Raw genomic sequence first — 26,421 nt, 5'->3', positions numbered from 1 at the left:
AGGAGCGTCGATGACCAGCGATCCCCGGACCATACCGGCGGCGCTGGACGACCTTGCCCGCCGCTACCCCGATCACGACGCGCTGATCACCGACGACCGCAGCTTCACCGCGACCGCCCTGCGGGACGAAGTACGCCGGGCGGCCGCGGCACTGGTGACCCTGGGTGTGGCACCGAAGGACCGGGTAGCCATCTGGTCGCCCAATACCTGGCACTGGGTGGTGGCCTGCCTGGCCATTCACCACGTCGGCGCCGCGATGGTGCCGCTGAACACGCGCTACACCGCCGAGGAAGCCACCGACATACTGGCCCGCACCGACGCTCCGGTGTTGTTCGCCGCCGGCCGCTTCCTGGGCACTGACCGGACCGCGGATCTCGATCGCGCGGCACTGCCCGCGCTGCGTCACATCGTGCGCATCGGGATCGACGAGTCCGACGGCACCTGGGCGGAATTCGTCGCCCACGGTGACGACCCCGCGGCGGTCCGCGAGGCAGCCGGGCGCGCCTCGGCCGTCACACCCGACGACGTCAGCGACATCCTGTTCACCTCCGGGACCACCGGCCGCAGCAAAGGTGTGCTGTGCGCGCACCGGCAGTCGCTGGCGGCATCGGCAGCGTGGGCGGCCAACGGCAAGATCACCAGCGCGGACCGCTATCTGTGCATCAACCCGTTCTTCCACAACTTCGGCTACAAGGCGGGCATCCTGGCCTGTCTGCAGACCGGCGCGACGCTGATCCCGCACCTGACCTTCGATCCGCTGCGCACGCTGCAGGCCATCGAGCGGCACCGCATCACCGTATTGCCCGGGCCGCCGACCATCTATCAGGTGCTGCTCGACCACCCGGCCCGCGCCGACTACGACCTGAGTTCGCTGCGGTTCGCGGTGACCGGCGCGGCGACCGTTCCGGTGGTGCTGGTGGAACGCATGCAGTCCGAACTCGACATCGACATCGTGCTGACCGCGTACGGCCTGACCGAAGCCAACGGCATGGGCACCGCCTGCCGGCCTGAGGACGACGCGGTGACCGTGGCGACCACCTGTGGGCGCCCGTTCGCCGACTTCGAGCTACGCATCGACGACAGCGGTGAAGTGTTGCTGCGCGGTCCCAACGTGATGCTGGGCTACCTCGACGATCCGACGGCGACCGCGGCCGCGATCGACGCCGACGGCTGGCTGCACACCGGCGACATCGGCACCGTTGATGACGCCGGCAACCTGCGCATCACCGACCGGCTCAAGGACATGTACATCTGTGGCGGGTTCAACGTCTATCCGGCCGAAGTCGAACAGGTGTTGGCCCGCATGGATGGGATCGCCGACGCCGCCGTCATCGGGATCCCTGACCGGCGACTCGGTGAGGTGGGCCGCGCCTTCGTTGTGACGCGGCCCGGTGCCGATCTGAATGAGGAGTCGGTAATCGCCTACACCCGTGCGCATTTGGCGAATTTCAAAATACCGCGCTCGGTGCGGTTCGTCGACGCGTTGCCGCGCAACCCAGGCGGCAAGGTGGTCAAACCACAACTGCGAGAGATGACGTGATGGATCTAGAACTGGACGAACAGACCCAGGAGTTTCAGGCCGAGGTGCGCGATTTCCTGGCCGCCAACCGCGACTCGATCCCGACGAAGTCCTACGACAACGCCGAAGGCTTTGCCCAACATCGCATTTGGGACAAAGTGCTCTTCGATGCCGGTTTGTCGGTGATCACCTGGCCGGAGAAGTACGGCGGCCGCGACGCCCCACTGCTGCACTGGGTCGTCTATGAGGAAGAGTACTTCCGGGCCGGAGCACCCGGCCGGGCCAGCGCCAACGGCACCTCGATGCTGGCACCCACGCTTTTCTCGCACGGCACCGCAGCGCAGCTGGACCGCATTCTGCCGAAAATGGCCAGCGGCGAACAGATCTGGGCACAAGCCTGGTCCGAGCCCGAGTCCGGCAGCGACCTCGCGTCGTTGCGGTCGACCGCGACGCGGACCGACGGCGGCTGGTTGCTCAACGGGCAGAAGATCTGGAGCTCCCGCGCGCCGTTCGCCGAGATGGGATTCGGATTGTTCCGCTCCGATCCGCAATCCCAGCGCCATCAAGGGCTGACCTACTTCATGTTCGACCTCAAGGCCGCGGGGGTGACGGTACGCCCGATCGTCCAACTGGGTGGTGACACCGGATTCGGCGAGATCTTCCTCGACGACGTTTTCGTTGCCGACGAGGACGTGATCGGCACGCCCAACGACGGCTGGCGCGTCGCGATGAGCACCTCGAGCAACGAACGGGGCATGTCGCTGCGCAGCCCGGCCCGGTTCCTGGCCGCCGCCGAACGGCTGGTGCAGCTGTGGAAGGAGAGCGGCGCACCACCGGAGTTCGCCGACCGGGTCGCCGACGGCTGGATCAAGGCGCAGGCCTACCGGCTGCAGACTTTCGGCACCGTCACCCGGCTGGCCGCGGGAGGCGAACTGGGCGCGGAGTCGTCTGTCACCAAGGTGTTCTGGTCCGACCTGGACGTGCAACTGCACCAGACCGCACTCGATCTGCGCGCCGCCGACGGCGAACTGGCCGGCCCGTGGACCGAAGGCCTGCTGTTCGCCCTCGGCGGCCCGATCTACGCCGGCACCAACGAGATTCAGCGCAACATCATCTCCGAACGCCTGCTCGGCCTGCCTCGAGAAAAGAAGGGGTAGAAACGCCAATGGAATTCATCCTCGACGAACAGCAGCGTGACTTCGCCGCGAGCATCGACGCCGCCCTGGGCGCCGCGGACCTCCCGGGCGCGGTGCGCGCCTGGGCCGCAGGCGATGCCAAACCCGGCTTGAAGGTGTGGGAGCAGCTGGCCAACCTCGGCGTCACCGCGCTGATGGTGCCGGAGAAGTACGACGGCATCGACGCATCGCCGGTCGATCTGGTGGTGGCGTGTGAGCGCCTCGGACGCTGGTGTGTGCCCGGCCCGGTCACCGAATCCATCGCCGTCGCACCGGTATTGCTTGCCTGCGATGCTCAAGCCGAGCGCTCCGCCCGGCTGGCCGCCGGCGAGTTGATCGCCACCGTCGCGCTGCCGCCACAGGTGCCGCGGGCGGTCGACGCCGACGTCGCCGGGCTGGTGCTGATGGTGGACCAAGACGTCAGCGAAGCGACCCCCGGTGAACGCCACGAGTCCGTGGACCCCAGCCGTCGCCTGTTCGACGTCACGGCCACCGGGGACGCCTGGCCGGCGGATGTCGACCGGGCCTTCGAGTTCGGCGCACTGGCCACCGCGGCGCAGCTGGTCGGTGCGGCTGAGGCGTTGCTGGCCGGCAGCGTGGACTACGCCAAACAGCGGTCCCAGTTCGGCCGTGTGATCGGCTCGTATCAGGCGATCAAGCACAAGCTTGCCGACGTGCACATCGCGGTCGAACTGGCCCGGCCGCTGGTGTACGGCGCGGCGCTGTCGATGCAGCCCCGCGACGTCAGCGCGGCCAAAGCGGCAGCGGCCGAAGCTGGTCTGCTGGCCGCACGCTCGGCGTTGCAGACCCACGGTGCCATCGGTTTCACTCAGGAGCACGACCTATCGCTGTTGTTGTTGCGGGTGCAGGCGTTGCGATCGGCCTGGGGTACACCGCGATCGCACCGGCGACGAGTGCTGGAGGCGTTATGACCGAAGAACGCGAGATGTTGCGCGACACCGTCGCCGCACTGGTGGGCAAGCACGCCGGCCCGGCCGCCGTGCGGGCGGCGATCGAGTCCGAACGAGGTTACGACGAGTCGCTGTGGCAGTTGTTGTGCGAGCAGGTCGGCGCCGCCGCGCTGGTCGTCCCGGACGAACTCGGCGGCGCGGGCGGCGAACTGGCGGATGCCGCCACGGTGCTGCAGGAGCTGGGCCGCGCGCTGGTGCCGTCCCCGCTGTGGGGTACCACCCTGGCCGAGCTCGCGCTGCTGGCCGCGGCAGAACCCGATGCCGAGACGCTGGCGGCGCTGGCCGACGGCAGCTCGATCGGGGCGCTGGTGCTCGACCCGGACTACGTGGTCAACGGTGACGTCGCCGACGTCGTCGTGGCCGCCGCCGACGGCCGGGTGAGCAGGTGGACCGAGTTCAGCGCGGAACCGGTGACGACCATGGATTTGACTCGCCGACTGGCGCGCCTGACCCCCACGGACACCGCCGCCGACCTGGGTGCCGATCCGGGTCTGGCGGACTTCGCGGCCATTCTGCTGGCGGCCGAGCAGATCGGTGCTGCCGAACGGTGTCTGGACCTGACCGTCGAATATGCCAAGAGCCGCGTGCAATTCGGCCGCCCGATCGGCAGCTTCCAGGCGCTCAAGCACCGGATGGCGGACCTGTACGTCACCGTCGCCGCCGCGAAGGCCGTCGTCAACGAGGCATGCGACCAGCCCACACCCGTCAATGCCGCCACGGCCAGACTGGCCGCGACCGAGGCGCTGAACATGGTGGCGGCCGAGGCTATTCAGCTGCACGGTGGGATCGCGATCACCTGGGAACACGATATGCATCTGTACTTCAAACGCGCCCACGGCAGTGCGCAGTTGCTGAGCACTACGCGAGACATTCTGCGCGGCTTGGAATCCGAAGTTCTGCCGGCATCGTGACCCGGCACGTCGCGCTGCGCGCAGGCATCCCACCGTTCTACGTGATGGATGTCTGGCTGGCGGCCGCCGAGCGCCAGCGCACGCACGGCGACCTGGTGAATCTGTCGGCCGGCCAACCCAGCGTGGGTGCCCCGGAACCGGTGCGCGCCGCGGCCGCCGCGGCCTTGCATCGCAACCAGTTGGGTTACACCGTAGCGCTGGGCATTCCCGAGCTGCGGGCCGCGATAGCGGCAGATTATCAAGTGCGTCACGGTATTTCGGTTGAGCCGGATGCGGTGATCGTCACCACGGGATCCTCGGGTGGCTTCCTGCTGGCGTTTCTGGCCTGCTTCGACGTGGGCGACCGGGTCGCGATGGCCGGTCCCGGGTACCCTTGCTACCGAAACATCCTGTCGGCATTGGGATGTGAAGTGGTCGAGATCCCGTGCGGACCCGAGACCCGGTTCCAGCCCACTGCCCAGATGCTGGCCGCGCTGGACCCGCCGGTGCAGGGCGTCATCGTCGCCAGTCCGGCCAACCCGACCGGCACCGTGATCCCGCCGGAGGAACTCGCGGCGATCGCATCCTGGTGTGACGACACCGGCGTGCGGTTGATCAGTGACGAGGTCTACCACGGGTTGGTGTACGACGGGGCGCCGCAGACCAGTTCGGCCTGGCAGACCTCGCGAAATGCCGTGGTGGTCAACAGTTTCTCCAAGTACTACGCGATGACGGGCTGGCGGTTGGGCTGGCTGCTGGTGCCGGCCGAACTGCGCCGCGCAGTCGACTGTCTGACCGGCAACTTCAGCATCTGCCCGCCAGTGTTGTCGCAGATCGCCGCGGTGTCGGCGTTCACCCCGGAATCGACCGCTGAGGCCGAGACGAATCTGCAGCACTATGCGGTGAACCGCGCGCTGCTGCTCGACGGACTGCGCGGCATCGGCCTCGACCGGCTGGCCCCGACCGACGGTGCGTTCTACGTCTACGCCGACGTCTCCGACTTCACTGCCGACTCGCTGCGGTTCTGTTCGAAATTGTTGAGCGACACCGGTGTTGCGATCGCACCGGGTATCGACTTCGACCCGGCACGGGGCAGCTCCTTCGTCCGGCTGTCGTTCGCCGGACCGACCGGCGACGTCGAAGAGGCGTTACGCCGGCTCGGTTCGTGGCTCCCGCGCCAGTAGCGCGTCGATGCGGGCCTCGAGAGCGGCCCGGTCCAGGTCGCCGAGGTTGATCCCGAAATCGGCGGCGAGGGTGTCCACCACCGCTGCCGCGTCGTCGAGGTCGATCTTCTCGGTGCCGCCGGGCCGGTGGATGACCAGCGTGCGCCCGCCCAGGTTCATCCGCCCCTCCTCGGTGACTCGGGCCGCCATCAAGTCGGTGACGAAGTGCGACGACGGATGCGTCGAGACATACCAGCTTCCCACCGTCAGATCGATCGGCGGCCGGGTCTTCGTGGCGAACTCGTACAACGGCTGCCACTCGTCGCGCAGCCGGGCCGCCAGGACGAGTCCGTCGCCGCCGTCCTGCAGACGGTACGGCTCGTGCCTGGTCTGCTGCGCACCGCCGGTCAGCAACCGCAGCGGCGAGGTGGGCGTCTGGCCACCGAAGCCGACATCGACGAGGTAGGGGCCGGCGCAGCCGGGGAAGGTCACCGCCAGGACGGTGTGGGACTGCGCCGGGATCGGGGCGTCCGGAGCCCTCATCCAAATCACCCGTCCGGTCAGGCGGCGCACCTTGAAACCCAGGTCGGCCAACACATATCCCAGCAAGCCGTTGTGCTCGTAGCAGTAACCGCCGCGACGCCGGTGGACCAGCTTGTCAGCCAGTGCCGCGGGGCTCAGGTCGTCCACGGGCACACCCAGGAACGGATCCAGGTTCTCGAACGGGATTGCCCGGGTGTGGGAGGCGATCAACTGTTCGAGGACCTCCAGGGTCGGCTCAGCAGCGCCGCGGTAGTCGATGCGCTCGAAGTACGCGGTCAGATCCAGTGCCATGCCGCCATTGTGGCCCCCACGACCCTCCCGGGCGATAGTTGCCGGAACGGTACCTACGCAAGGAACTGGTTCGCTACTGTTGACCTCGCGCATCATCCAACGCCGCGAAGGGGAAACGCCGAGATATGCCTGAAGACTCCCCTACCGAGGGCGCGGCAGCCAGCGGGATCGTTGCGGAGTTGGCAGCGGCCGGCTTCGAAGACGCGCAGCAGGTCGGACGCGGCGGCGCCGGTGTCATCTACCGCTGTTCGGAGACGGCGTTGGGGAGAAGCGTTGCGGTCAAAGTGCTGCCGTCTTCCTTCGACCAGGAGAGTCAGGAACGCTTCCTGCGCGAGGGCTACGCGATGGGCGGATTGTCCGGCCACCCGAATATCGTCCACATCCTGCGGGTAGGGGTCACCACCAGCAACCGGCCCTACATCGTAATGCCCTATCACGCCGCGGATTCCCTGGCGGTGCGTTTGCACAACGAGGGTGCGACTCCGTGGCCCGAGGCGCTGCGGATCGGTGTAAAGCTCTGCGGGGCACTGGAAACCGCCCACCGCAACGGCACGTTGCACCGCGACATCAAGCCGGCGAACGTGCTGATCAACGATTACGGCGAACCGCAACTGAGCGATTTCGGCATCGCCCGTATCGAGGGTGGCTACGAGACCGCAACGGGGTTCTTCTCCGGCACCATCGACTACACCGCGCCAGAGGTGATGACCGGCAACCAGGCGACCGTCGTCTCCGATGTCTATTCGCTCGGCGCCACCATCTTCGCGCTGATCGCAGGCAATGCCGCACACGAGCGCAGGAAGGGCGAAGACCTCATCGCCCAGTATCTGCGCATCAGTTCCAGCGGCGTCCCGGATCTGCGCCCCGAAGGAATCCCCGACTCGGTGTGCGCGGCGATAGAGCACGCAATGTCGATCGAGCCCGCGAAACGCCCGTCGTCGGCGGAGGCGTTCGGACGCGAGTTGCAAGCCGCGCAGCGCGCCAACGGCCTGAAGCCCGACGCGATGGCCATCACCAGCGCGCCGGACGGTACCGGGCGCACCGCAATACTGACCCCGGGCGTGTCGGTGACCCCGCCGGGCGCGACCGGCGATACCCGGCAGACTCCGCCGCCCAGCCCGGACACGTCGAACATGCATTCGCCGACCCGGCAGATCCCACGCCAGGACGGGCCGACGTCGTTCATCGGTCAGCCCCCCACCTCCCAGGGCGACCCTGGCCGGGACGAGTTTTCCGAGGCCGCGCAGGTGCTGCGGACCGCGAACGCCGCACCTGCCCAACCGCCGGCCGGCACCGGCGGCACGCCGCCACCACACCGCCCTGAACCGGCCGGCACGGCGGGACGATTCGGGCCGCCGGGTTCCAACAGGCGCCGCCTGCTGATAGCGGCCGCGGTTGCCGCGGCGTTGCTGTTGGTCGCCGGCATCGTCCTGATCGCGCTTCCCCAGGCCGAGAAACACGAGAACGCGTCGTCCCACCCGCCGACCCAGGCGCCGGTGCAGTGGAAATCGATCACCAATGCGCGCATCGCGCGCGATGCCGCAGCGACCACGCAGTCCGACGGCACGATATGGATCTTCGGCGGCGTCGGCAGCAACGGCACGGTCACCGCCCGGCACGAGGGTTACGACCCGGCCGTCGACGAATGGAAGGGTGGCGACGACCTTCCCGTCCCGATTCAGCGTGCCTCGGCAGTGACCTGGCAGGGCAATCCGGTGATACTTGGCGGCTGGAAGACGACGGGCGCGAAACCCGTTGCCAGCGACCAGGTTTGGCGTGTAGTCAACAGCCACTGGGTGGAGCTGCCGCGGATGTTGCAACCCAGGGCGGCCGCGGCCGCGGTAGTGATCGGCGACCGCATCATCGTCGCCGGCGGTGTGGACGCCAACGGCGCACTGGTGAGCACCACCGAGATTTTCGACGGCAACTCCTGGATCCTGGGCGCCCCCCTTCCGACGCCGCGGCAGCTGCCCGCCGCCGCCTCGGACGGCAAGCTGATGTACGTGGTCGGCGGAGCCAGTGCAGGCACCGATTCGGCCGCCGTCGAGGCCTACGACCCGGATGCCAAGACCTGGACCACGCTGCCGTCGCTGCCGCAGCCGCGGAGTGACCTGGGGGTGGCCATCGCCGATGGACGTCTGGTGGCCGCCGGCGGTTTGTCCGGTGGTCAGGTGCTCAAGAGCGTGTCCGTGTTCGACCTGACCGCCAAGTCTTGGGACAACCTGCCCGACATGGCGTCGGCCCGGCACGGCATGGCGGTCGCGGCGGTGGCCAAGACGGTGTACGCGATCGGCGGGTCGACCGACGCCACAGATCAGCAGGTGGTTTCCACGGCGGAGTCGCTGACCTTGCCGGCTCGCAAGACGCAACCCGCGGCCCAATGGCGCACCCTGCCCCCGGCCAAGAGCCCCCGGCTGATGATGGCGTGGACGGTGCTCAACGACAAGATCTGGCTGATGGGCGGCCTGTACAACGGCGGCGTGCTGACCACCGTCGAGAGTTACCAACCGAGCACCGGCGTCTGGGAAACCGGACCTCCGTTGCCGATACCGCTGCACCATGCGGCTGCGGCCACGTATCGGGGTGAGGTGATCGTGCTGGGCGGCGCGAGCGACAACATCGCGGACGCATCCAATAAGGTCTTCGCGTTGCGCGGCAACAACTGGGTCGAGTTACCCAGCCTGACCCATTCGCGGGCGGCACCGGCGGCCGCGGTGGTCGGCGACAAGCTCGTCGTGATGGGCGGGCAGAGCGCCAAGCAGTTGGTGCCCCAGACCGAGGTCTTCGACGGTACGTCGTGGAAAGACTCCGCCAACATGCTGACCCCGCGCGAGCACCTGGCCGCGGTGTCGGACGGCACCTACGTCTACGCCGTCGGTGGGCGGTTCCTGTCTGCCGACAAAAATTCCGCGGCGTTGGAGCGGTTCGACCCGGCAGCCGGGAGCTGGGCCAAGCTGGTCGAGATGCCGACACCGCGCGGAAGCTACGGCGCCACGTTCATCGACGGGCGGGTGGTCGCCGTGGGCGGCGAAGAACCGACCCAGGTGCTGGCCGTCGTCGAGGCCTATGACGTGGCCGAGGCGAAATGGTCGACGCTGACCCCGATGCCGACCCCGCGGCACGGTGAGGCGGTGGCCGCGGTGGGCCACACCATCTACGTCATCGGTGGGGCGAATCGCCCCTCCCACGAAGGCGGCACCGCGACCGTCGAGGCCCTCGACTTCAATTAGCACCATTCCGGGTGCGGCGTTCGCTTGTTTTAGCTCTGTGGAATATGGGGACTCGTTACAGACGTTCGCCCACACCACCGCAGATCGATCGAGCAACGGAGCTGATCATGAGTGACAACACCGTCCGGATTGTGATCGCCGCACTGGTAATCATCGCTTTGATCGCGCTGATCGCCGCCCTCGCGGCCAGGGCCAGACGCCGCCGCCGCGTGCAGCAGGCCGAGGAGATCCGCGAGCAGGCCCGGGTGGAGACTTCCCGGGTGGAGCGGCGCGAGGCGCTCGCCGAAGAGACTGCGGCCAAGGCGCGCGCGGCGCAGGCCGAGGCGGAGGCGAAAGCCGCCGAGGCGGCCCGACTGCAGGACCGCGCCGCCGCCCACCAGAGCGAAGCGGCCACCTCGCGCGAGAAACTCGACGAGCAGTGGCAGCGCGCCGAGCAGCTGCACCCGACCGGCGGCGTAGAGCAGCCGGACGCAGCCCGCACCGATCGCACCGCGGCGACCGGTGCAGAGGCGTGGGCCGGCGAATCCGGAAATTACCAGGACGACGAGCATTTCCGTGGGGCCCGCAACTGAACTCCCCGGTCAAGTAACGCTGCTGCGAAAACTCCCTCCAAACTCCTTTCGCAGCAGCGTTACCCATGCGGCCTAGAGCTGCTTGACCGCCCGCCGGGACTCGGCGGCGACCTGCCGCTCGCGCGCGTACAACAACCCGTAGGTGAAGCCGTTCTCGCCGGCGGTGGTCCCTGCCGAGACCGCCATTCGACGCAGCACCCCGGTGGCCACCTCCGCGTCCTGATGATCGCCCAGTATCGACTGAATGCGCTTGTAGCGCTTGACGGTGCGCTTCGCCGACTTGTCCAACGGCCGGCACAGTTCAGCGGCGTACCGGGCCCGCTTGGCGGCCTTGCGCGCTCGGTGCAACGACTCCCCCGACCCCTGTCGCACCGCAGATGCCAGCCGGCGGTTCGCTTTACGCTGTGCCCGGCGCGCCCGCTGCTGCAGCGTCTTTGATGAAATATCTTGTGCTAGAGGTGGTTTGGCCCGCATATCGAGCAACGCCGACAGCAGGGCCGCATACCGGTCGGATTCCATCGCCTCGCCCACCCGGGTGCGGGCGGGTAGCTCGACGGCCTTGAGGTCATTGCGGATCCGTGACTTGACCGGACCCAGCACCAGCTCTGCGGGAAGCTCGTCGATTGCCGCGGCAAACCGGCCGAGCTGAACCTGGCAGTCGCGGACCTCGCCGAGCAGGCCCGCGAACCACTTCAGTTCCCCGTCCAGCTCGCCGATCGCGGAACCGTCCAGCACCTTGCTGAAGACGCGCAACGTGCTGCGCAGCCGCCGGATCGCCACCCGGGTGTCGTGGATGGGATCTGCCCCGCTGCGCAGACCGGTGTCACCGGCCAGCACCGCGTCGATCTGGGTGCTCAGATATCCGACAAGGGCGTTGGTGGCATGTTTTCCGGGCATACCCCACCGCATTTCCAGTCGCGCACCGGTCAAACCTGCGGCCGGACCGACCTCACCGACCCGGCATCGGACCCGGACCCGGACCCGGACCCACCGGACCCGCCGGGTCAGCGGCAAGGTGAGTGCCGGTCTTCGGGCCGATATCGGATACCTGCCACTTGTCGCCGGCTTTGTTGACCGTGACCTGCAGCAGGATGACCGATACCCGCGCCTTCGGATTCTGCACGTTGCGGGTGGTCTGCGCAGCGGACACCACCACCTGGTAGACCTGCCCGGGCTGGGCCACGGCGTCGGTGGCGAGTACCTCGCCGGACGATGTGACCTGCGCCTGCGTCATGATCCCCCTGAGCAGTTCGCTCGCGTTGACGTACTTGTCCTTCAACGACTGCGACACCCCATCCTCGACCGAGCGGAAGAAGGCGTCGGGGTCCTCGAAGGTGTACGTCAGCGATTTCAGCGCATAGTCCCGGGCCAGGTTGGCCGCGGCATCCCGATCGGCCGCGCTGTGCCGCATCCCGGCCAGCTGAGCGGACACCGCTCGGTACTTGTCGAAGCAGAGCCATCCGGCCACCGCCACCGCAGCGACCGCGACGACCAGCATCCACCTGCGCACTCTTCTCTGCTGCGGCTGCGGCCGCGGCCGCGCGGCGGGCACCCCCGACTCCTCGACCTCATCGGCCGTGGTGTCAGCGACGTCCTCGACGATCTCCTCGGTCACGGTACTCATCGGTGTCCTTCCGGGACGGTCACCTGAACGCGGACCGCGCCCGCATCGGTGAAAGTGGATTCCCAAATGTCGACGAAATGCCCAGCGTCGACCTTGAATCCGCGCAACGGCGCGGTCGCCGGCTCCAATGCCGCAGCGAAGGTACTCAACGGCCCCGACAACATCTCGAGGTACTGCTTGAGGTTGGCCACCAGGGTGGGAATGGGAGCGCCCGGGGCGAAGGCACCGTCCCCGGTGTGGGCGTAGGCGTCCACATCTCGGGTCAGCCGCGCCAGTGCGAGCAACGAACCGGGCAGCAACCTGCCGCTGCGACTCAGCACGCCGCCGACATCCTGATCCCTGAGGTTGTCGGTCAGCGTCGCAAGATTGCCGAACAGCGTGGACAGCTCCTGCTTGTTCGCGCTCTCCATGTTGGCGGCCGCAGCCGCGGTGGCCGCCAGCGAGTCGACGGCGGCATCGTTACCGGCGAACGCCTCCGACACGTTGCTGACGATGGTGTTGACGTAAGTCGGATTGAGCACCGAGAGCAGCGCATTGGCCTTGTTGAGCAGATCACTGACCGTAACCGCGGCGGCCACCCGGCCGGGTGGGATCACCGTACCGTCGCTGAAGTACGGCGGGGCGAGGCGCTTGGGTGTGAAGTCGATGTACTGTTCGCCGACCAGCGACAGGTTTTGGATACTGATCCCACTGTCGGCCGGAATCGGATGATGGCGATCCAGATCAATTGACACCGTCAATCCGCTTGCGGTGGTGTGGATTCCGGCCACCCTGCCGACCCGGATGCCACGCATGGTCACCTGCGAGGTGGGCATCAGGCCACCGGAGTTGTCCAGCAACAGGGTGAGCCGGCACGGCTGGGCCGTCGGATCGGCGCCGAGCACACCGAACGTCAAATACCCCGCACCCAGCAGCGTCGCGACCGCGAGGATCGCTGAGGTGACAACGGCGTTGAACTTCATGGCAGCATCCCCATCGACTGCAGCACTGAGATCGCCTCGTCCGCACGAGTTCTGGGGGTGACCGACACGCTGAGCCTGGGCCCACCACTGCTGTAGAACGGGATCAGGCGGTCGCGGATCAGAGCGATCATCTTGTCGGCCATGGCAGGCAAGGTGATATCGGCCGAGGCGATGGTCCGCACCGTCGGGGTGATGTAGGACAGCATCTGCAGGAGGTCGGGGGTGTTGGGGACCAACAACTGTCCCCCGTAGCGACCGAGATCCTGGGCGCAGACCAGCAGCGCAACGATGCCGGGCAACACCGCCGACATCGCTCGCAGTCGTACCGGTCCTTCGTTGATCAACCGGTCGAATGCCCCGGTGTCGGCCAGTAGTTCGGCGCTGACCCGCTGCGTCCCGGTCAGGATTTCGTCGATAGTGCCCTGGTTGGTTGCCAGGTCGTGCAGCATTGCGGCGAGCTTGTCGCGCATCCGGTCCAACTCGGCCGGGTCCTTGGAGAACGCCGCGTTGAAGTTGACGACGGATTCTTCGAGCGTGCCGAGCGAGCCGCCGGAGACCAGGGTGGACACCGATCGCAACACGTCCTCGATATTGTCGGCGGGGACGGTGTTGCGCAGCGGTATGGTGTCGCCATCGCGCAGTGCGGCAGCGGCCGGATTCTGCTCCGGTAGCAGCGCAATGTAGATGTCTCCCAACACCGTTGCCTGACGCAACTCGGCCCGGGTGTTCTTCGGCACCCTGATGTTCTTGTCGAGTTCGACGTAGGCCACCGCGGTGCGGCCCACCAACCGGACCCGGTCCAGGACTCCCACCTGTACTCCGCCCAGATCGACTTTGGCCCTGGCCGGCAGATTCAGCACGCTGGAGAACTCGATCTTGATGGTGTACTTGTCCTCCGGCACAAAGGCGCCGGGCACCGGCAATCGGCTCGGGTCCAGCGAGCAACCTGGCAACAGGCCGATCACCGTGCACGCCAACACCGTCAGGATCCGCAGCTTCACGAGACCGCCGCCCCGAGCAGCAGATCGGTCAGCCCCAGGGCGGCCGCCTCGGAGGTGGCGCCGGGCGCACAGGCCACCTCAGCGCCCGGTGTCCTGCGCTGCTGCAACACGCTGCAAATGGCGTCGGCCTGTGCCGGCGACACCGACATCTGTGGTGGCAGGTAGGTGACATTGTGGGTTCCCCAGGCCGGCTGGTACTGCGTCGCAATCCAATTGGTGATCGGCGGCAGAGCGTTGATGAGACCGACGATCTGCGGGGTGTAGGCGGTGAGCACATCACGCAGCCACGGGATCAGCTTGTCTCCGATGTTGTTGTAGGCCCTGGGGCCGAACCGATTCAGCGCATCGACCAATAACGGCAACGAATGCGCAAGGTGGGCCAGCGCCGTACCGAACCCGGTCGACAGACCTTCGATCATCCGCAGGCTCTCCGGCAGTGTCTGCAGCACACCGGCCAAGGTGTCCCAGTGCTGCAGCAGGTCGGAGGTGAGAACCTCGCTGTTGGACAGCAATTGGCGATATTCGGCATCGGCGTGGTTGGGGTCGCCGATCAGAGTGACCAGATCGCGCAAGGTCTGGTTGATTCCCGGCCCGGTGCCCTCCAACGAGCGACTCAGCGCACCCAGACTCTCGTTGATCGCCTCAGCACCCGGTGCATGCATCGGATCCTGGCCCGGGGACGTTCCCAACACCGCACCGGCGAGTTTGTCCACGGCAGAGAAGGTTTGGCTCACGCTGATCGGTGTTTTAGTGGACTCTAGCCGGATGCACTGCGAGCCGGCGAATTTCGGCCCGGCAGCGTACGGTTTGGTGAGTTCGACGTGCCGGTCGGCGACGATCGACTGAGAATAGGTGAGCGCGCCGACGTCGGCCGGCAGGTCGAGGTCGCCCGGTACGGTGAAGTCGACCTGGACGTGGTCGGTTGTGTTGGTGATCCTGGTCACCGAACCCACATCGATGCCCAGCAGTTGCACCTTGTTCCCCAGGTAAAGCCCCACGGCATCAGTGAATTCCGCGCACAACGTCCTGGTGGTGGGCGCCACCATCGTGGCGCCGGTGACGACGGCGACAACGGCCACCAGGACTACAGCGGCGGCCCCGATCCAGGCGGACTTCTTCGTCATATCAGCACCGCTTCGCCATGCTCGGCAGGCAGATGTCCGGTGCCCGCGCCACCCGGTTGCTCTGGTCCACGACGAGAGTCTTTCCTTGCAGCATCGGCAACAGGACGTTGGCGATCTGCGTCAGTCCTTCGCTGGCCTTGCCGACCCGCTCCGGGTGGCCGACCAGCGCGGTGACGATGTCGTCGATGCCGTTGACCGAGGGGGCCAGCTCGCGGTGGTAGAACACCATGACGCGGTCGATGATGCGGGTAAGTTCACCCAACAGCGTGAAGAACTCGATGATGTCGACGGACTTCGAGGTGTAGCGCTGCCCGACCAACGCGAACTGCTCGATCAGTTCGGTGAGCTGGTTCCGGCCCGCCGCGAAGGCACTGCTGGCGTCGTTGATGAAATCCATGCCGCGGTGGAAGTCACCGCTCATCTTGCTCATCGAACGGGTCAGTTCGTTGGCGGACTGCAGGATTTCCCGCAAGGCGTTGGGGTATTTGTTGGTGGCGTCGGCGAGCTCGGTGAAGGTGTCGTGGATGACCCGGCCGTTGACATCCCTGATGAAGGGGGTGACGGCCTGGATGATGTCATTTCCCTGGAACGGCGTCTTGACATGATGCGGGGGAATCACGTTGTCCCCCAACGGTTTGCTGCCCTGCGGGTCGAGAGCCACGTAGTGGCCACCCAGTGGGGTCAGCAGCCGGATGTCCAGGGTGGAGTCCGAACCGATGGCCACCGAGCGCTTGATGTCGAACTTCACCTCGACCAGCGCCCGGTTCAATGCGACACTGGTGACCTTTCCGACCGGAACCCCGGCGATGCGAACCTCGTCGCCGGGCCGCACCCCGCCGGAGGTGCTGGAATGCGCCGTGTACCCGGCTTGCCCGGTCGGATTGACGTAAGCCAGGCCGGTGGTGACCAGTGCCACCAGGATCGCGCAGAGGCCGACGACTCCCAGCCGTCGGGTGCGGGCTGCTTCGGCGCGATCGTCAAGCGCGCGCCGGTGACGGAACCAGAGTGCCACTATCTGCACACCACCAAATCCTGTTGCGCGAAGGACACTTCGCCGATGCCGGGGAGGTGGACCTCGCCGTTGGAGCAGGAGTAGGCGGGCCGCTGGTCGTCGACCAGGGAGTCACGCAGGCCCTGGATCGGGGTGGGCGTCAGGGACAGGCCGGCGATCACCGTCGGGGTCTGCGGGAACAACCGGGTGGCGAGCCCGTACAGCGGCGATGTCGACGCGTCGAAACCTTGTTCGGCGCTCTGCAACAGGTGCACGAGGCTGCGCATCATGGGTAGTTCGATGTCGATCGAAGTGCGGAACGCCTCGGCTTTGGCAGTGAAGGTGGTCAGCGCATCGTTGAGCGCGTCAATGAGATTGAACAGCTGCTGCGACTTGCCGCCGAGGTCCCGGGACAATTCGCTGAGGTTGCGCAGCAGCACGGTGATCACGGCCTGGCGGTTGACCGCGTACTTGGAGATGGTGTCGAGATCACGCAACACCGGCCCGATTCCGGTCTCGTCACCCTGGATCAACCGCAGCAGATTCTCCCCGAACTGATTGAGTTGCGCGGCGTCGAGGGTCTGGAAGACGGGGCGAAACCCGTTGAACAGCTTGGTGATGTCGAACGACGGCACGGTCTGTCCCACCGGAATGGTGGAGCCGTCGGGTAGCCGGTCGCCGGGCGTCACACCCCCCGGTGACGTCTGGACCAGTTCCACGTAACGCTGGCCCAGCAGGTTCTGGTAGCGCACCGCCGCAATGGTGTTGCGGTATAACGGGTGTTCGTCGAGTGAGCTGAAGGAGACCTGGGCATTGCGGCCGTCGAGCCGGATGGTCTCGACTTTTCCGACCTGGACCCCCGAGATGCGGACGTCGTTGCCGACGTCGAGTCCGGAGACGTCGGTGAACGTCGCCGTATAGTGCGATACCGGTCCAGTGACCGGGTTGCGCAGCGCGCTGAGCAACAGGATGGCACACACCGTGGCCACTGCGGTGAACAGCGTCACCCAGAATGCGGGTCTGGCAAGGTTTCTCATCGGCCCGGCGCCACACTGACTTCGGTGCGCAGCTTCACCTGTCCGTCGTCGATTACGAATGCGCCACCGAAGCGGTCGAGCAGCCCGGAAAGCCGGTCATAGGCGGGCGCCAGGCTGCCGGCGGCGAACGAGGCCGGGATTCCGACATTCATGATCGCGTTGACCAGCGCAGCGATCCAGGTGTTGTGTCGCGCCGACAGTTGACCGACGTCGATCAACAGCTGACCGGTCTGGGTGAAGACCCGGTTGGTGCGATCGACACCGCCGGCCGCTACCAGCGGCGTGAGCCCGTCGAGCAGGCCGGTCGTCTGACCGACCGCGGGCAGCGTGTCGTTGAGACCGCTGACGAACGACGCCAGTACCGAAAGTGATTGTGCGACAGGCATGGTCTTGGTATCGGAGATGATCCTGGCCAGGTCTGAGCCGGCCCTGGCGACCGGTTCGATGATGCCGGCGTGCCGGCGCAGCACCTCGACGACGTGCTCGAATTCGGGGGTGTCGAAGCTTCGACTCAGTTTCTGACCCTGCCGCAACAGCCCGGTGATGGAGGCAGCCTGCGCATCGACGCTCATCACCAGGGTTTGATCGGGCCGTAGCGGGGGACCATTGCCGTCGCTGACGAGTTCGACCGCTGCGGTGCCGAACACGTTCGACGAGGTGAACCTGGCTTTGGTGGCGGTGGTCAGCGCCCGGGCCTGTTGCGGGTCCAACAGCACCGTCATGCGTTGCCGGTTGTAACCGGCCGATTCCAGTTCCTTGACCGACCCGATGGCCAGGCCGTGGAACTTCACCTCGGCGCCGGGCGCCAGGCCCTCACCGATCGTGTCGGCGACAACGGTCAGCCGGAAGGTGTTGTCGTAGGCCCCATCTGCGGTCTGGTAGAGCAGGACGCCAATGCCGGTGAGCACGGCGGCGACCGCCACACCGCGGATTCGCAACGTCCGCGCAGTTGCTCCCAGCGCGATCAGTTCTCGAAATGTCATGTGCTACCCCGACAACCGTAGGCCCGGGTTGTTGCCCCAGAAGACCAGCGTCAGCACCATGTCAGCGATAACGACGGAGATCAGGCTGGCCCGGATGGCGCGACCGGATGCCTGCCCGACGCCTTCGGGCCCACCGCCGGCGTAATAGCCTTCATAGCAGTGGATGGCGACGATGAGCAGGACGAAGATCGCCGCCTTGAGCACCGACAACAGCACATCCGACGGTTGGATGAACGCGTCGAAGTAGTGGGAGTAGGTGCCCGTGGATTGGTGGTGCACGACGTTGACGACCAGCGCGCAGCACAGGTAGCTGAGCACCAGCGCCATCAGATACAGCGGAACGATGGTGATCACGCTGGCGATGACGCGTGGAGTGACCACAAACGGAATCGACTGAATGCCCTGTACCTCCAGGGCATCGATCTCCTCGGAGACCCGCATCGCGCCGATCTCGGCGGTCATCCGGGTGCCGGCCTGCGCACCGAAACCGATGGCCGCGATCATCGGCGCCATCTCCCGCGTGTTGGCGTAGGCGGAGATGAAGCCGGTCAGCGGCCCCATGCCGACCATGTCGAGCGCCGCGTAACCCTCGATCCCGACCGACGCCCCGATCGCGGCGCCCATGAAGACCAGCACCCCGACCGTTCCGCCTCCGACGATGAATGATCCGTTCCCCCAGATCATGTCGACCAGCACAACCCCGATGTGTCGGCGGTAGCGGGTGAGGGTCCGCGGGATGGCAGCCAGCGCAAGCACCACGAAGCTGGCCTGATGCCCGAGGCGCTCGAACACCGACATACTTCTGGTCGCGGCGGCCAGGGGCAACCGGACCGCGGTCGCCAATCCGTGCGGCAGGTATCTCGACGGGGTAGCCATCAGCCCACCTTCGTCGGCATGAACATGGTGACGAATTCGGTGATCACCAGATTGAGCAGGAAGACGGTGACTACGCCGAGCACCACCGCTGCGTTGACCGCGTCGGCCACCCCGCGCGGGCCACCGCTGGCCTCCAGGCCGCGCTGGCAGGAGATCAGCGTGACGATCACCCCGAAGAGCCAGGTCTTGAGCAGCGCCACCACGAGATCGGCTGTGCTGGCGAAGGATCCGAACGAAGCGATATAACTGCCCGGGGTGCCGGACTGGTACCCGACGTTGATGACGTAACCGGCCGACAGGCCCATGAAGATGATGAAGACACACAACAACGGCGCCACCAGGATCATCGCTGCCAGCCGGGGCGTGACGAGGCGCTGCACCGGGTCGATGCCCATCACCCGCAGCGCGTCCACCTCGTCGCGGATGCTGCGCGCGCCCAGGTCGGTGGTCACCGCTGCGCCGGCCGCTCCACCGAGCAGCAGCGCCGCCACGATCGGCGCGGCCTGCCGGATGACACCCAGACAGCCGGCCGCCCCGCAGATCGACGTCGCACCGACCTGCTGGATCAGGCTGCCCACCTGCACCGCGACGATGACCCCGAACGGAACCGAGATCAGCAGCGCCGGAACGGCGGTGACACTGACGATGAATGCCGCCTGCTGCAGGGTGTCTCGCCACGGGTGGCGCAGCCGGCACAGGTCGGTGAGCAGGTACCCGACGGCCTGCGCCGCCAGCTCGAAGAACCGGCCCAGGGACTGCACCGAGCCGTCAGCCTTGCCCACCACGCGGCGGGCGCCCCTGGCGAACGTGCCGAACACCGGCGAGCGACGGCGCAGCGGGGACGCCGGGGGCCGGGGCGGCACCGTCAGCACTTGCGCACTAGCGACCACCGGCCGTCTCCTTCCGCACGCCGGCCCGGGTAGTCCGGCAGGCAGCTGAAAAAGGCATGACAAATCCCCGATCACATGGATGCATTGGGAGGGCTGGACGATTGTTGTTGAGTTCGCAGAGTACACACCAGGCATTACTAATGCGAGCCTTCTTTTCAATTTTTTTGCGGTGTAAAGCAGCTCGACAAGCACCGCGCGAATGCGGCTGTCAAACTTCTTTACAAAAGCCGCAGTCGGCGCCGGTGAACACCGCTGAGTCAACACGGAAAGATTGGTCGATTAATTTGCTTCGAACCATGGTGGAGAGGTGGTAGCGGGGTTTACGCTGCGCTACACATTTAGCGGTCCCCGAAATTGGAGGTTGTCGTCATGGTGGATCCGGCCCCGCTCACCGCTGCCCGTCTGGCGACACCGCCGGAAGCGATGCGCAGCGAGTACGACGTGGTGATCCTCGGTTCGGGCTACGGAGGCGCGATCACCGCCGCGCGCCTGGGTGTGGCGAATGCGCGCGCCGGCCGCAAGCTCGACATCGCCGTCTTCGAGCGTGGGTCGGAGCGGCCGACCGGCACATTTCCGGAGTCGGAGAAAGCGGCGGCGGCCGAGCTGCGGTCGCCGCTGAACCCGCTCGGTCTGATCGAGCTCGAACGTTTCAAGACCATCGACGTCATTCACGCCAACGGCCTTGGCGGTACCTCACTGATCAACTTCAATGTGGCGATCGTGCCCGACCGGGAGGTCTTCCTGGCGTCGTGGCCGAAAGAGTTCCAGCGGTTGGTCGAGCGGCAGCGAGCTGGCGTGGGCGGCCTCGAAACGTATTACGGTCGGGCCCGCAAGATGCTCGGCGCCTTCCCCTACGCCGAGAATGTGCCGCTGCGCCGCGTCGAGGCGTTCACCCAGATCGCCAAGAACGCCGGCGCCCAACTGGAGCTGCTCAACATCACGGTCAGCACCGAGGACCGGGTCACCAAGTACGGCGTGCAACGCCGGCGGTGCCCCAACCACGGCGGCGACGGGACCGGTGACAACACCGGTTCGAAGAACACGTTGATGACCAACTACCTGCCAATGGCGGCCCACTACGGCGTCGAGCTGTTCGCCGGTGTCGAGGCACAGCGCATCGAGGCAACCGACGACGGACGGTGGCGGGTGATCACGCGCCACACCGGCAACAAGGGTGCCGGTGGCGTCACCGCCGTCGTCGCGCGTCGCGTAGTGGTCTCGGCAGGCACCCTCGGCAGTAACGGAATCCTGCTCAGGTCCGCTCAGGCCGGGTTGCAGCTCTCGACGCGGGTGGGCAAGAACTTCAGTGGCAATGGCGACAACTTCGGTATCGCCTACAACACCGACATGCAGACCGACACCCAGACCTGGGCCACCACCGACGGACCACCACGCTCACTGCTGGCGTGCGGACCCAGCATCACCGCGGCGATGCGCTTCGGCGCCGACCAGTCGGACCTGCGCAAACGTTTCACCGTCCAGGACCTTTCGCTGCCGCGCGCCCTGATCGACAGCTTCCGGTTCGGGCTGATGGGGCTGGCCGCGACCAGCTACCGCGACTACCGCAAGGCCAAGCTGGAGCGGTGGCGCCGCGACATCGCGTTCAACACCGACGGGGCGATGAACCATTCGCTCGGCTTCCTGATCATGGTGCACGACAACTCCGACGGAGAGCTGGTGCTGCGCAAGAACGGCACCGTCAAGGTCGACTGGCCGGGTGCCCCCACCGAGCGCGTCTACAAGGACGTGGACGCCGTGCTGCAGCCGGCGGTGGAGGCCATCGGCGGCACCTACATCAAGAACCCGCGCTGGGACACGCGCTTTCTGGGCAAGCACCTGATCACCGCGCACCCGATGGGCGGCTGCACCACCGCCGACAACGTCGACGCCGGCGTGGTCGACCACGCCGGACGGGTGTTCCGGCCCGACGGCGGCACCTACGACGGGCTCTACGTCTGCGACGCATCGGTGATCCCGCGGGCTATCGGCGTCAACCCGTTCCTGACCATTTCGATGTTCGCCGAACGCACCGCCGAACTCATGCGCGAGGAGCTGGGCCTGCCCGGCTACGACCCGGCCGTCGAAGCCGACGACCGGGCCTGAGCCGGCCGAGGGCTAGGTCCGCAGGGCGAAGAAGCCGATCATCTCGTACCGCTCGCGGGGCAGCCGGTACAAGATCTTGCCCAGATAGGTACCGGGCACCACCTCGACCAGCTCGTCGCGGATGCTGCGGATGATGACGTAGGGGTTCTCCTTGACGTCGGCGTAGTCGATGACCATGACCTGCACGTCCGGGTCCAGCTTGCCGGCGTCCTGGTAGGTCTTGAAGTCGAAGGCGAGCTTGCCGCCGGCCGTGTCCTTCATCTTGTACAGCGGCCACAACAGCTTGGACGGCAGCTTGGCGTTGTTGGTCATGCGGTTGTCGCCGGTGCCTGCGGACAGGTCGAACCGTTTACCCTGCCACGGCATCCACAGGCTGGTCACCAACCGGGCGGCCGCATCGACGACGGCGTTGGTGGTGGTCATCACCAGGATCCCGTCGGTGGGTCCGTCCAGGTCACCGGGCGCGGTGCCGTGGCGGAAAATCGCGTCGAGTTCGGCTTCGGCGGCGGCACTGTCTGTTTTCGCCCGCTCTTTGAGGTCGACGATCCAATCCCACGCCTCCTGCGCGGCCTCCCGTTCTCGGAGTTCGCTGACGCGGCTTTCAGTTGCTTCGATTGACATGTCATACCTTTTCTGGATCGGACCTGTGGGGTCGGTTAATGCGACGTTCCGGACACCATGAACGCCGCACCACGAAAATTAAAACCCGATTTCAAAAAAGGCAATGGTGAATATTTTCTTGTCGAATACTACTGAGGAAAAGTCCAATCATTTGACACCGTATTTGATTTTCCCAAGTTTTGGGAATGGCCCGACAGGGTCTGTCAGAGCCAGGTGTCGTCGGTGGTGGTGGTGAGGAACGCTTCCAGGTCGTCACGCCATTGGGCCGGTGTGGTCTTGTCCGGTTCGATGCCGGTGTAATCGCCGCGATAGAACAACAACGGCCGCGGCTTGATCTCGGGGACCTCAGACAGCGAGTTGACCGCACCGAACACCACGAAATGGTCACCGCCGTCGTGCACGGACGCGACAGCACAATCGATGTAGGCCAGCGACCCTTCGATGATCGGAGACCCGAGCTCTGATGGGCGCCAGTCGATTCCGGCGAACTTGTCCGGCTCTTTGGAGCCGAACCGTGCCGACACGTGCTGCTGGCCCTCGGTCAGCACGTTGACGCAGAACCGTCCGCTGGCCTCGATTGCCTGCCAGGAACGCGACACCTTGGTCGGACAGAACAACACCAGCGGCGGGTCCAGCGACAGCGCCGCGAAGGACTGGCAGGCGAAGCCGATCGGCACGTCGTCGTGCACGGTGGTGATGATGGTGATGCCGGTGCAGAACTGACCCAGCACGCTGCGGAACGTTCGCGGGTCGATCGGCGCAGCGCTCACGGCTAGCTCTTGAACCCGACCGAGAAGTCGTGACCCCACAGACTCACCGCGGTGCTCTCCCGCGCGATCCAGTCGTGATCCTCGACTTGTCTTCCCTCACAACCGAATTCGACATCGAAGCCACCGGGTGTCTTCATGTAGAAGGACAGCATCAGGTCGTTGACGTGGCGGCCCAGCGTCGCCGACATCGGCACCTTTCTGCGCAATGCCCGATCCAGGCACAGCCCGACGTCGTCGGCTTCGCCCACCTCGACCATCAGGTGCACGATGCCGCTGGGGGTCTGTCCCGGCATGAACGCCAGGCTGTGATGACGGGGGTTGCAGCCCAGGAACCGCAACCACGCCGGCGGGCCGTCGGCCGGCCGGCCGACCAGCTGTGGCGGCAGCCGCATCGAGTCGCGCAGCTTGAAGTCCAGCACATCCCGGTAGAAGTGCAACGTCTCTTCGTCGTCGCGGGTGGTCAGCACCACATGCCCCAGACCCTGCTCCGCGGTGACGAACGTGTGCCCGTACGGGCTGACCACCCGACGGTGCTCCAGGGCGGCGCCGTGGAAAACCTCCAGGCAGTTGCCGGACGGGTCGGCGAACCGGATCAACTCGTCGACCCGGCGATCGGCCAGTTCGGCGGCGGTCGCTTCCTTATAGGGCGTGCCCTCGATGTCGAGCCGGTTCCGGATCTCCTGCAGCCCAGCGGCATTCGCGCATTCCCAGCCGGCTTCGATGAGCCGGTCCTGCTCGCCCGGGACGATCACCAACCGGGCCGGGAAGTCGTCCATCCGCAGGTAGAGGGCGCCCTCGGTAGCCCCTTTGCCCTCGATCATGCCGAGGACCTTCAGCCCGAACTCGCGCCAGGCGGCCATGTCGGTGGCCTCGATGCGCAGATAGCCCAGTGACCGGATGCTCATCTCGCACCTCCCAGGAAATCGATTGTCAGCTTGTTGAATTCGTCGAACTTCTCCACCTGGGCCCAGTGTCCGCACTGCCCGAACACGTGCAGCTGAGCCCGCGGGATCGTCTTGAGTGCCACCAGTGCGCCGTCCAACGGGTTGACCCGGTCCTCGCGGCCCCAGATGAGCAGTACCGGCTGACGCAGTTTGTACACCTCGCGCCACATCATGCCGAGCTCGAAATCCGCGCCGGAGAACGACATTCCCATCGCCCGGGTCGCCGTCAGCGACTCCGGGGTGCTGGCCAGTTCGAAACGCTGGTCGATCAGTTCGGGGGTGATCAGCTTCTGGTCGTAGACCATGACGCGCAGAAATGCTTCGAGGTTGTCCCGGGTCGGCTCGACGGAGAATTTGCCCAGCCGCCTGACGCCCTCGGTGGGGTCGGGCGCGAACAGGTTCACGCTCAGACCGCCCGGACCCATCAGCACCAACCGTCCGGCCAACTCCGGATAGTCCAGCGCGAACCGCACCGCAGTGCCGCCGCCCAGCGAATTGCCAACCAGCGGAACGCGTTTCAAGTCAAGTTGCTCGAACAGTCCGTGGAGCGCCCGGGCCGCATAGCGGTTGAACTGGCCGTGCTCGGCACGCTTGTCGGAGTGCCCGTACCCCGGCTGATCGACCGCCAGCACGTGGAACTGCTCGGCCAGCACCGCGATATTGCAAGAGAAGTTCGTCCAACTCGACGCACCGGGCCCGCCGCCGTGCAACAGCACCACCGTCTGCCCGTTGCCGACCCCCGCCTCGTGGTAGTGCAGCCGCAGCGGACCGTCGACGTCGACTTCGGCAAACCGCGAGGTGGACTCGAAGGTGAGCTCGTCCGTTGTGCTCATACCATCGTGTCGCCGGGCGGCAACCCGAACGCGTGGTTACCGAAGATCTGGTAGGCCCGCTCCGGGTCGTTCGCCGCGTGCACCCGGCCGGCGTGCGCGTCGCGCCAGAAGCGTTGCACGGGTTGCTCAATTCCCAGCGCGGTCGCACCGGAGGCCTCGAACAGCCGGTCGATCGACGCGATCGCGCGACCGGTGGCACGCACCTGGTCCCGCCGCGCGCGGGCCCGCAGGTCGAACGGAATCTCCTTGCCGGCGGACAGCAGCGCGTACTCGTCGGCAACGTTGCCGCTGAGCTGACGCCAGGCCGCGTCGATGTCACTGGCCGCCTCGGCGATCCGCACCTTGGCGAACGGGTCGTCCTTGGCCTTCTCGCCGGCGAACGCGGCACGTACCCGCTTGCCCTGGTGCTCGACGTGCGCCTGGTAGGCGCCGTAGGCCATACCGACGATCGGCGCCGAAATGGTGGTGGGATGCATGGTGCCCCACGGCATCTTGTAGACCGGGGCGGTGTTGCGCTCATACCCGCCGGCGGTGCCGTCGTTCATCGCCTTGTACGACAGGAACCGGTGCCGGGGCACGAAGACGTCTTTGACCACGACGGTGTTGCTGCCGGTGCCCTTCAAACCGACCACGTGCCAGACGTCGTCGATGCGGTACTCGCTGCGCGGGATCAGGAAGCTGCCGAAGTCGACCGGACGGCCGTCCTTGATGACCGGCCCGCCCAGGAATGCCCACGTGGCGTGGTCGCAACCGGACGACCAGTTCCATGAACCGTTGACCAGGTAGCCGCCGTCGGCGACGACGCCGGCGCCCATCGGGGCGTAGGACGACGAGATCCGCGTCGCGGTGTCCTCGCCCCACACCTCTTCCTGGGCCTGCTGATCGAACAGCGCCAGGTGCCAGTTGTGCACCCCGAGGATCGAACTCACCCAGCCGGTGGAGCCGCAGGCGCTGGCGATCCGGCGCACCGCCTCGTAGAACAGGGCGGGGTCGCACTGCAGGCCGCCCCACTGCTCGGGCTGCAACAACGTGAAGAAGCCAACCTCGGCGAGTTCCTGCACCGTCTCGTCCGGCAGCCGGCGCAGATCCTCGGTCGCCTGAGCGCGTTCGCGGATCCGCGGCAGCAGATCGTCGATGGCAGCTAACACCTGCTGCGCATCACGCTGTTGAATGGTGGTCACTTACGTTTGCCTCCTGTGGGAGCGCGGGCTGAGTCGCACGTAGAGAAAAGACTAGAACACGTTCCGATTTGTGTCGAGCAGGGTATTCCTGCGGCTGGTAGAGATGCGAATCGGGTTTTCTATAACA

24 protein-coding genes are annotated in these 26,421 nt (G+C 66.5%); 8 read left to right on the top strand and 16 right to left on the bottom strand.

Going from position 1 to position 26,421, the window contains the following annotated elements; genetic code table 11:
- Nucleotides 1-10: 10 nt before the first annotated feature.
- The 5 genes from fadD3 to ACZYZ9_RS23100 are packed head-to-tail and all read left to right on the top strand — an operon-like array spanning nucleotide 11 to nucleotide 5,739.
- On the top strand, nucleotides 11-1,540 hold the full coding sequence (gene fadD3 / locus ACZYZ9_RS23120; protein WP_463828601.1) for a 3-((3aS,4S,7aS)-7a-methyl-1,5-dioxo-octahydro-1H-inden-4-yl)propanoate--CoA ligase FadD3: 1,530 nt from the start codon (nucleotides 11-13) through the stop codon (nucleotides 1,538-1,540).
- A complete protein-coding gene (locus ACZYZ9_RS23115; RefSeq protein WP_463828600.1) occupies nucleotides 1,540-2,676 on the top strand; it encodes an acyl-CoA dehydrogenase family protein in 1,137 nt (378 codons plus the stop codon). Before fadD3 ends, ACZYZ9_RS23115 begins: the two co-directional genes overlap by 1 nt.
- Nucleotides 2,677-2,684: 8 nt before the next feature.
- Nucleotides 2,685-3,626, top strand: coding sequence for an acyl-CoA dehydrogenase family protein (locus ACZYZ9_RS23110; protein WP_463828599.1), 942 nt, complete (start codon nucleotides 2,685-2,687; stop codon nucleotides 3,624-3,626).
- The gene (ipdE2, locus tag ACZYZ9_RS23105; RefSeq protein ID WP_463828598.1) at nucleotides 3,623-4,576 is read left to right on the top strand and encodes an acyl-CoA dehydrogenase IpdE2; all 954 of its coding nucleotides are present in this window, start codon (nucleotides 3,623-3,625) and stop codon (nucleotides 4,574-4,576) included. The genes ACZYZ9_RS23110 and ipdE2 overlap by 4 nt, the downstream gene beginning before the upstream one ends.
- Nucleotides 4,573-5,739 carry a pyridoxal phosphate-dependent aminotransferase gene (locus ACZYZ9_RS23100; RefSeq protein WP_463828597.1) on the top strand — a complete coding sequence of 389 codons (1,167 nt, stop codon included), beginning with the start codon at nucleotides 4,573-4,575 and terminating at the stop codon, nucleotides 5,737-5,739. Before ipdE2 ends, ACZYZ9_RS23100 begins: the two co-directional genes overlap by 4 nt.
- Here ACZYZ9_RS23100 and ACZYZ9_RS23095 read toward each other — a convergent pair.
- Nucleotides 5,704-6,552, bottom strand: a complete 849-nt coding sequence (locus ACZYZ9_RS23095) for an arylamine N-acetyltransferase family protein (protein ID WP_463828596.1) — start codon at nucleotides 6,550-6,552, stop codon at nucleotides 5,704-5,706. The genes ACZYZ9_RS23100 and ACZYZ9_RS23095 overlap by 36 nt on opposite strands.
- Before the next feature lie 125 nt (nucleotides 6,553-6,677).
- On the opposite strand from ACZYZ9_RS23095, the gene ACZYZ9_RS23090 reads away from it, so the two are divergent.
- Entirely contained in the window at nucleotides 6,678-9,782 is a 3,105-nt protein-coding gene (locus tag ACZYZ9_RS23090) for a Kelch repeat-containing protein (RefSeq protein ID WP_463828595.1), read from the top strand.
- A 107-nt stretch (nucleotides 9,783-9,889) separates the two neighbouring features.
- Complete coding sequence (locus ACZYZ9_RS23085) at nucleotides 9,890-10,354, top strand: hypothetical protein (protein WP_463828594.1); 465 nt, start codon at nucleotides 9,890-9,892, stop codon at nucleotides 10,352-10,354.
- A gap of 72 nt (nucleotides 10,355-10,426) precedes the next feature.
- Here ACZYZ9_RS23085 and ACZYZ9_RS23080 read toward each other — a convergent pair whose 3' ends face one another.
- Genes ACZYZ9_RS23080 through ACZYZ9_RS23035 form a run of 10 tightly spaced genes read right to left on the bottom strand, consistent with a single transcriptional unit; the run spans nucleotide 10,427 to nucleotide 19,770 of the window.
- The gene (locus ACZYZ9_RS23080) at nucleotides 10,427-11,251 is read right to left on the bottom strand and encodes a CHAD domain-containing protein (protein ID WP_463828593.1); all 825 of its coding nucleotides are present in this window, start codon (nucleotides 11,249-11,251) and stop codon (nucleotides 10,427-10,429) included.
- Nucleotides 11,252-11,303: 52 nt separating this feature from the next.
- Nucleotides 11,304-11,978: a hypothetical protein gene (locus tag ACZYZ9_RS23075; RefSeq protein ID WP_463828592.1), complete on the bottom strand. Its 675-nt coding sequence runs from the start codon at nucleotides 11,976-11,978 to the stop codon at nucleotides 11,304-11,306.
- The gene (locus ACZYZ9_RS23070) at nucleotides 11,975-12,940 is read right to left on the bottom strand and encodes an MlaD family protein (RefSeq protein ID WP_463828591.1); all 966 of its coding nucleotides are present in this window, start codon (nucleotides 12,938-12,940) and stop codon (nucleotides 11,975-11,977) included. Before ACZYZ9_RS23070 ends, ACZYZ9_RS23075 begins: the two co-directional genes overlap by 4 nt.
- Nucleotides 12,937-13,941 (bottom strand): MlaD family protein, encoded by a 1,005-nt coding sequence (locus ACZYZ9_RS23065; protein WP_463828590.1) that lies wholly within the window; start codon nucleotides 13,939-13,941, stop codon nucleotides 12,937-12,939. Before ACZYZ9_RS23065 ends, ACZYZ9_RS23070 begins: the two co-directional genes overlap by 4 nt.
- Nucleotides 13,938-15,065 carry an MlaD family protein gene (locus tag ACZYZ9_RS23060; protein ID WP_463828589.1) on the bottom strand — a complete coding sequence of 376 codons (1,128 nt, stop codon included), beginning with the start codon at nucleotides 15,063-15,065 and terminating at the stop codon, nucleotides 13,938-13,940. The genes ACZYZ9_RS23065 and ACZYZ9_RS23060 overlap by 4 nt, the downstream gene beginning before the upstream one ends.
- A 1-nt stretch (nucleotide 15,066) precedes the next feature.
- Nucleotides 15,067-16,077 carry an MlaD family protein gene (locus ACZYZ9_RS23055; protein WP_463828588.1) on the bottom strand — a complete coding sequence of 337 codons (1,011 nt, stop codon included), beginning with the start codon at nucleotides 16,075-16,077 and terminating at the stop codon, nucleotides 15,067-15,069.
- Entirely contained in the window at nucleotides 16,077-17,093 is a 1,017-nt protein-coding gene (locus ACZYZ9_RS23050) for an MlaD family protein (protein WP_463828587.1), read from the bottom strand. The genes ACZYZ9_RS23055 and ACZYZ9_RS23050 overlap by 1 nt, the downstream gene beginning before the upstream one ends.
- A complete protein-coding gene (locus tag ACZYZ9_RS23045) occupies nucleotides 17,090-18,076 on the bottom strand; it encodes an MlaD family protein (RefSeq protein WP_463828586.1) in 987 nt (328 codons plus the stop codon). The genes ACZYZ9_RS23050 and ACZYZ9_RS23045 overlap by 4 nt, the downstream gene beginning before the upstream one ends.
- Before the next feature lie 3 nt (nucleotides 18,077-18,079).
- On the bottom strand, nucleotides 18,080-18,952 hold the full coding sequence (locus tag ACZYZ9_RS23040; protein ID WP_463828585.1) for an MlaE family ABC transporter permease: 873 nt from the start codon (nucleotides 18,950-18,952) through the stop codon (nucleotides 18,080-18,082).
- Nucleotides 18,952-19,770: an MlaE family ABC transporter permease gene (locus tag ACZYZ9_RS23035; protein ID WP_463828650.1), complete on the bottom strand. Its 819-nt coding sequence runs from the start codon at nucleotides 19,768-19,770 to the stop codon at nucleotides 18,952-18,954. The genes ACZYZ9_RS23040 and ACZYZ9_RS23035 overlap by 1 nt, the downstream gene beginning before the upstream one ends.
- A gap of 441 nt (nucleotides 19,771-20,211) precedes the next feature.
- On the opposite strand from ACZYZ9_RS23035, the gene ACZYZ9_RS23030 reads away from it, so the two are divergent.
- A complete protein-coding gene (locus ACZYZ9_RS23030; protein ID WP_463828584.1) occupies nucleotides 20,212-21,945 on the top strand; it encodes a GMC oxidoreductase in 1,734 nt (577 codons plus the stop codon).
- Between the two features lie 12 nt (nucleotides 21,946-21,957).
- Here the strand turns inward: ACZYZ9_RS23030 and ACZYZ9_RS23025 are convergent, their stop codons facing one another.
- From ACZYZ9_RS23025 to hsaA, 5 genes are all read right to left on the bottom strand, one after another.
- Nucleotides 21,958-22,566, bottom strand: a complete 609-nt coding sequence (locus ACZYZ9_RS23025; protein ID WP_463828583.1) for a hypothetical protein — start codon at nucleotides 22,564-22,566, stop codon at nucleotides 21,958-21,960.
- 203 nt (nucleotides 22,567-22,769) lie between these two features.
- On the bottom strand, nucleotides 22,770-23,336 hold the full coding sequence (gene hsaB, locus ACZYZ9_RS23020; protein WP_463828582.1) for a 3-hydroxy-9,10-secoandrosta-1,3,5(10)-triene-9,17-dione monooxygenase reductase subunit: 567 nt from the start codon (nucleotides 23,334-23,336) through the stop codon (nucleotides 22,770-22,772).
- A gap of 2 nt (nucleotides 23,337-23,338) precedes the next feature.
- Nucleotides 23,339-24,241 (bottom strand): iron-dependent extradiol dioxygenase HsaC, encoded by a 903-nt coding sequence (gene hsaC, locus ACZYZ9_RS23015; protein WP_463828581.1) that lies wholly within the window; start codon nucleotides 24,239-24,241, stop codon nucleotides 23,339-23,341.
- The gene (hsaD, locus tag ACZYZ9_RS23010) at nucleotides 24,238-25,113 is read right to left on the bottom strand and encodes a 4,5:9,10-diseco-3-hydroxy-5,9,17-trioxoandrosta-1(10),2-diene-4-oate hydrolase (RefSeq protein WP_463828580.1); all 876 of its coding nucleotides are present in this window, start codon (nucleotides 25,111-25,113) and stop codon (nucleotides 24,238-24,240) included. Before hsaD ends, hsaC begins: the two co-directional genes overlap by 4 nt.
- Nucleotides 25,110-26,294 (bottom strand): 3-hydroxy-9,10-secoandrosta-1,3,5(10)-triene-9,17-dione monooxygenase oxygenase subunit, encoded by a 1,185-nt coding sequence (gene hsaA / locus ACZYZ9_RS23005; protein ID WP_463828579.1) that lies wholly within the window; start codon nucleotides 26,292-26,294, stop codon nucleotides 25,110-25,112. The genes hsaD and hsaA overlap by 4 nt, the downstream gene beginning before the upstream one ends.
- Nucleotides 26,295-26,421 lie beyond the last annotated feature (127 nt).

Source organism: Mycobacterium sp. IDUB_28, from assembly GCF_055419285.1.
Note: the sequence above shows the minus strand (reverse complement) of the source record. Positions and strands in the feature narration are given on the sequence as shown.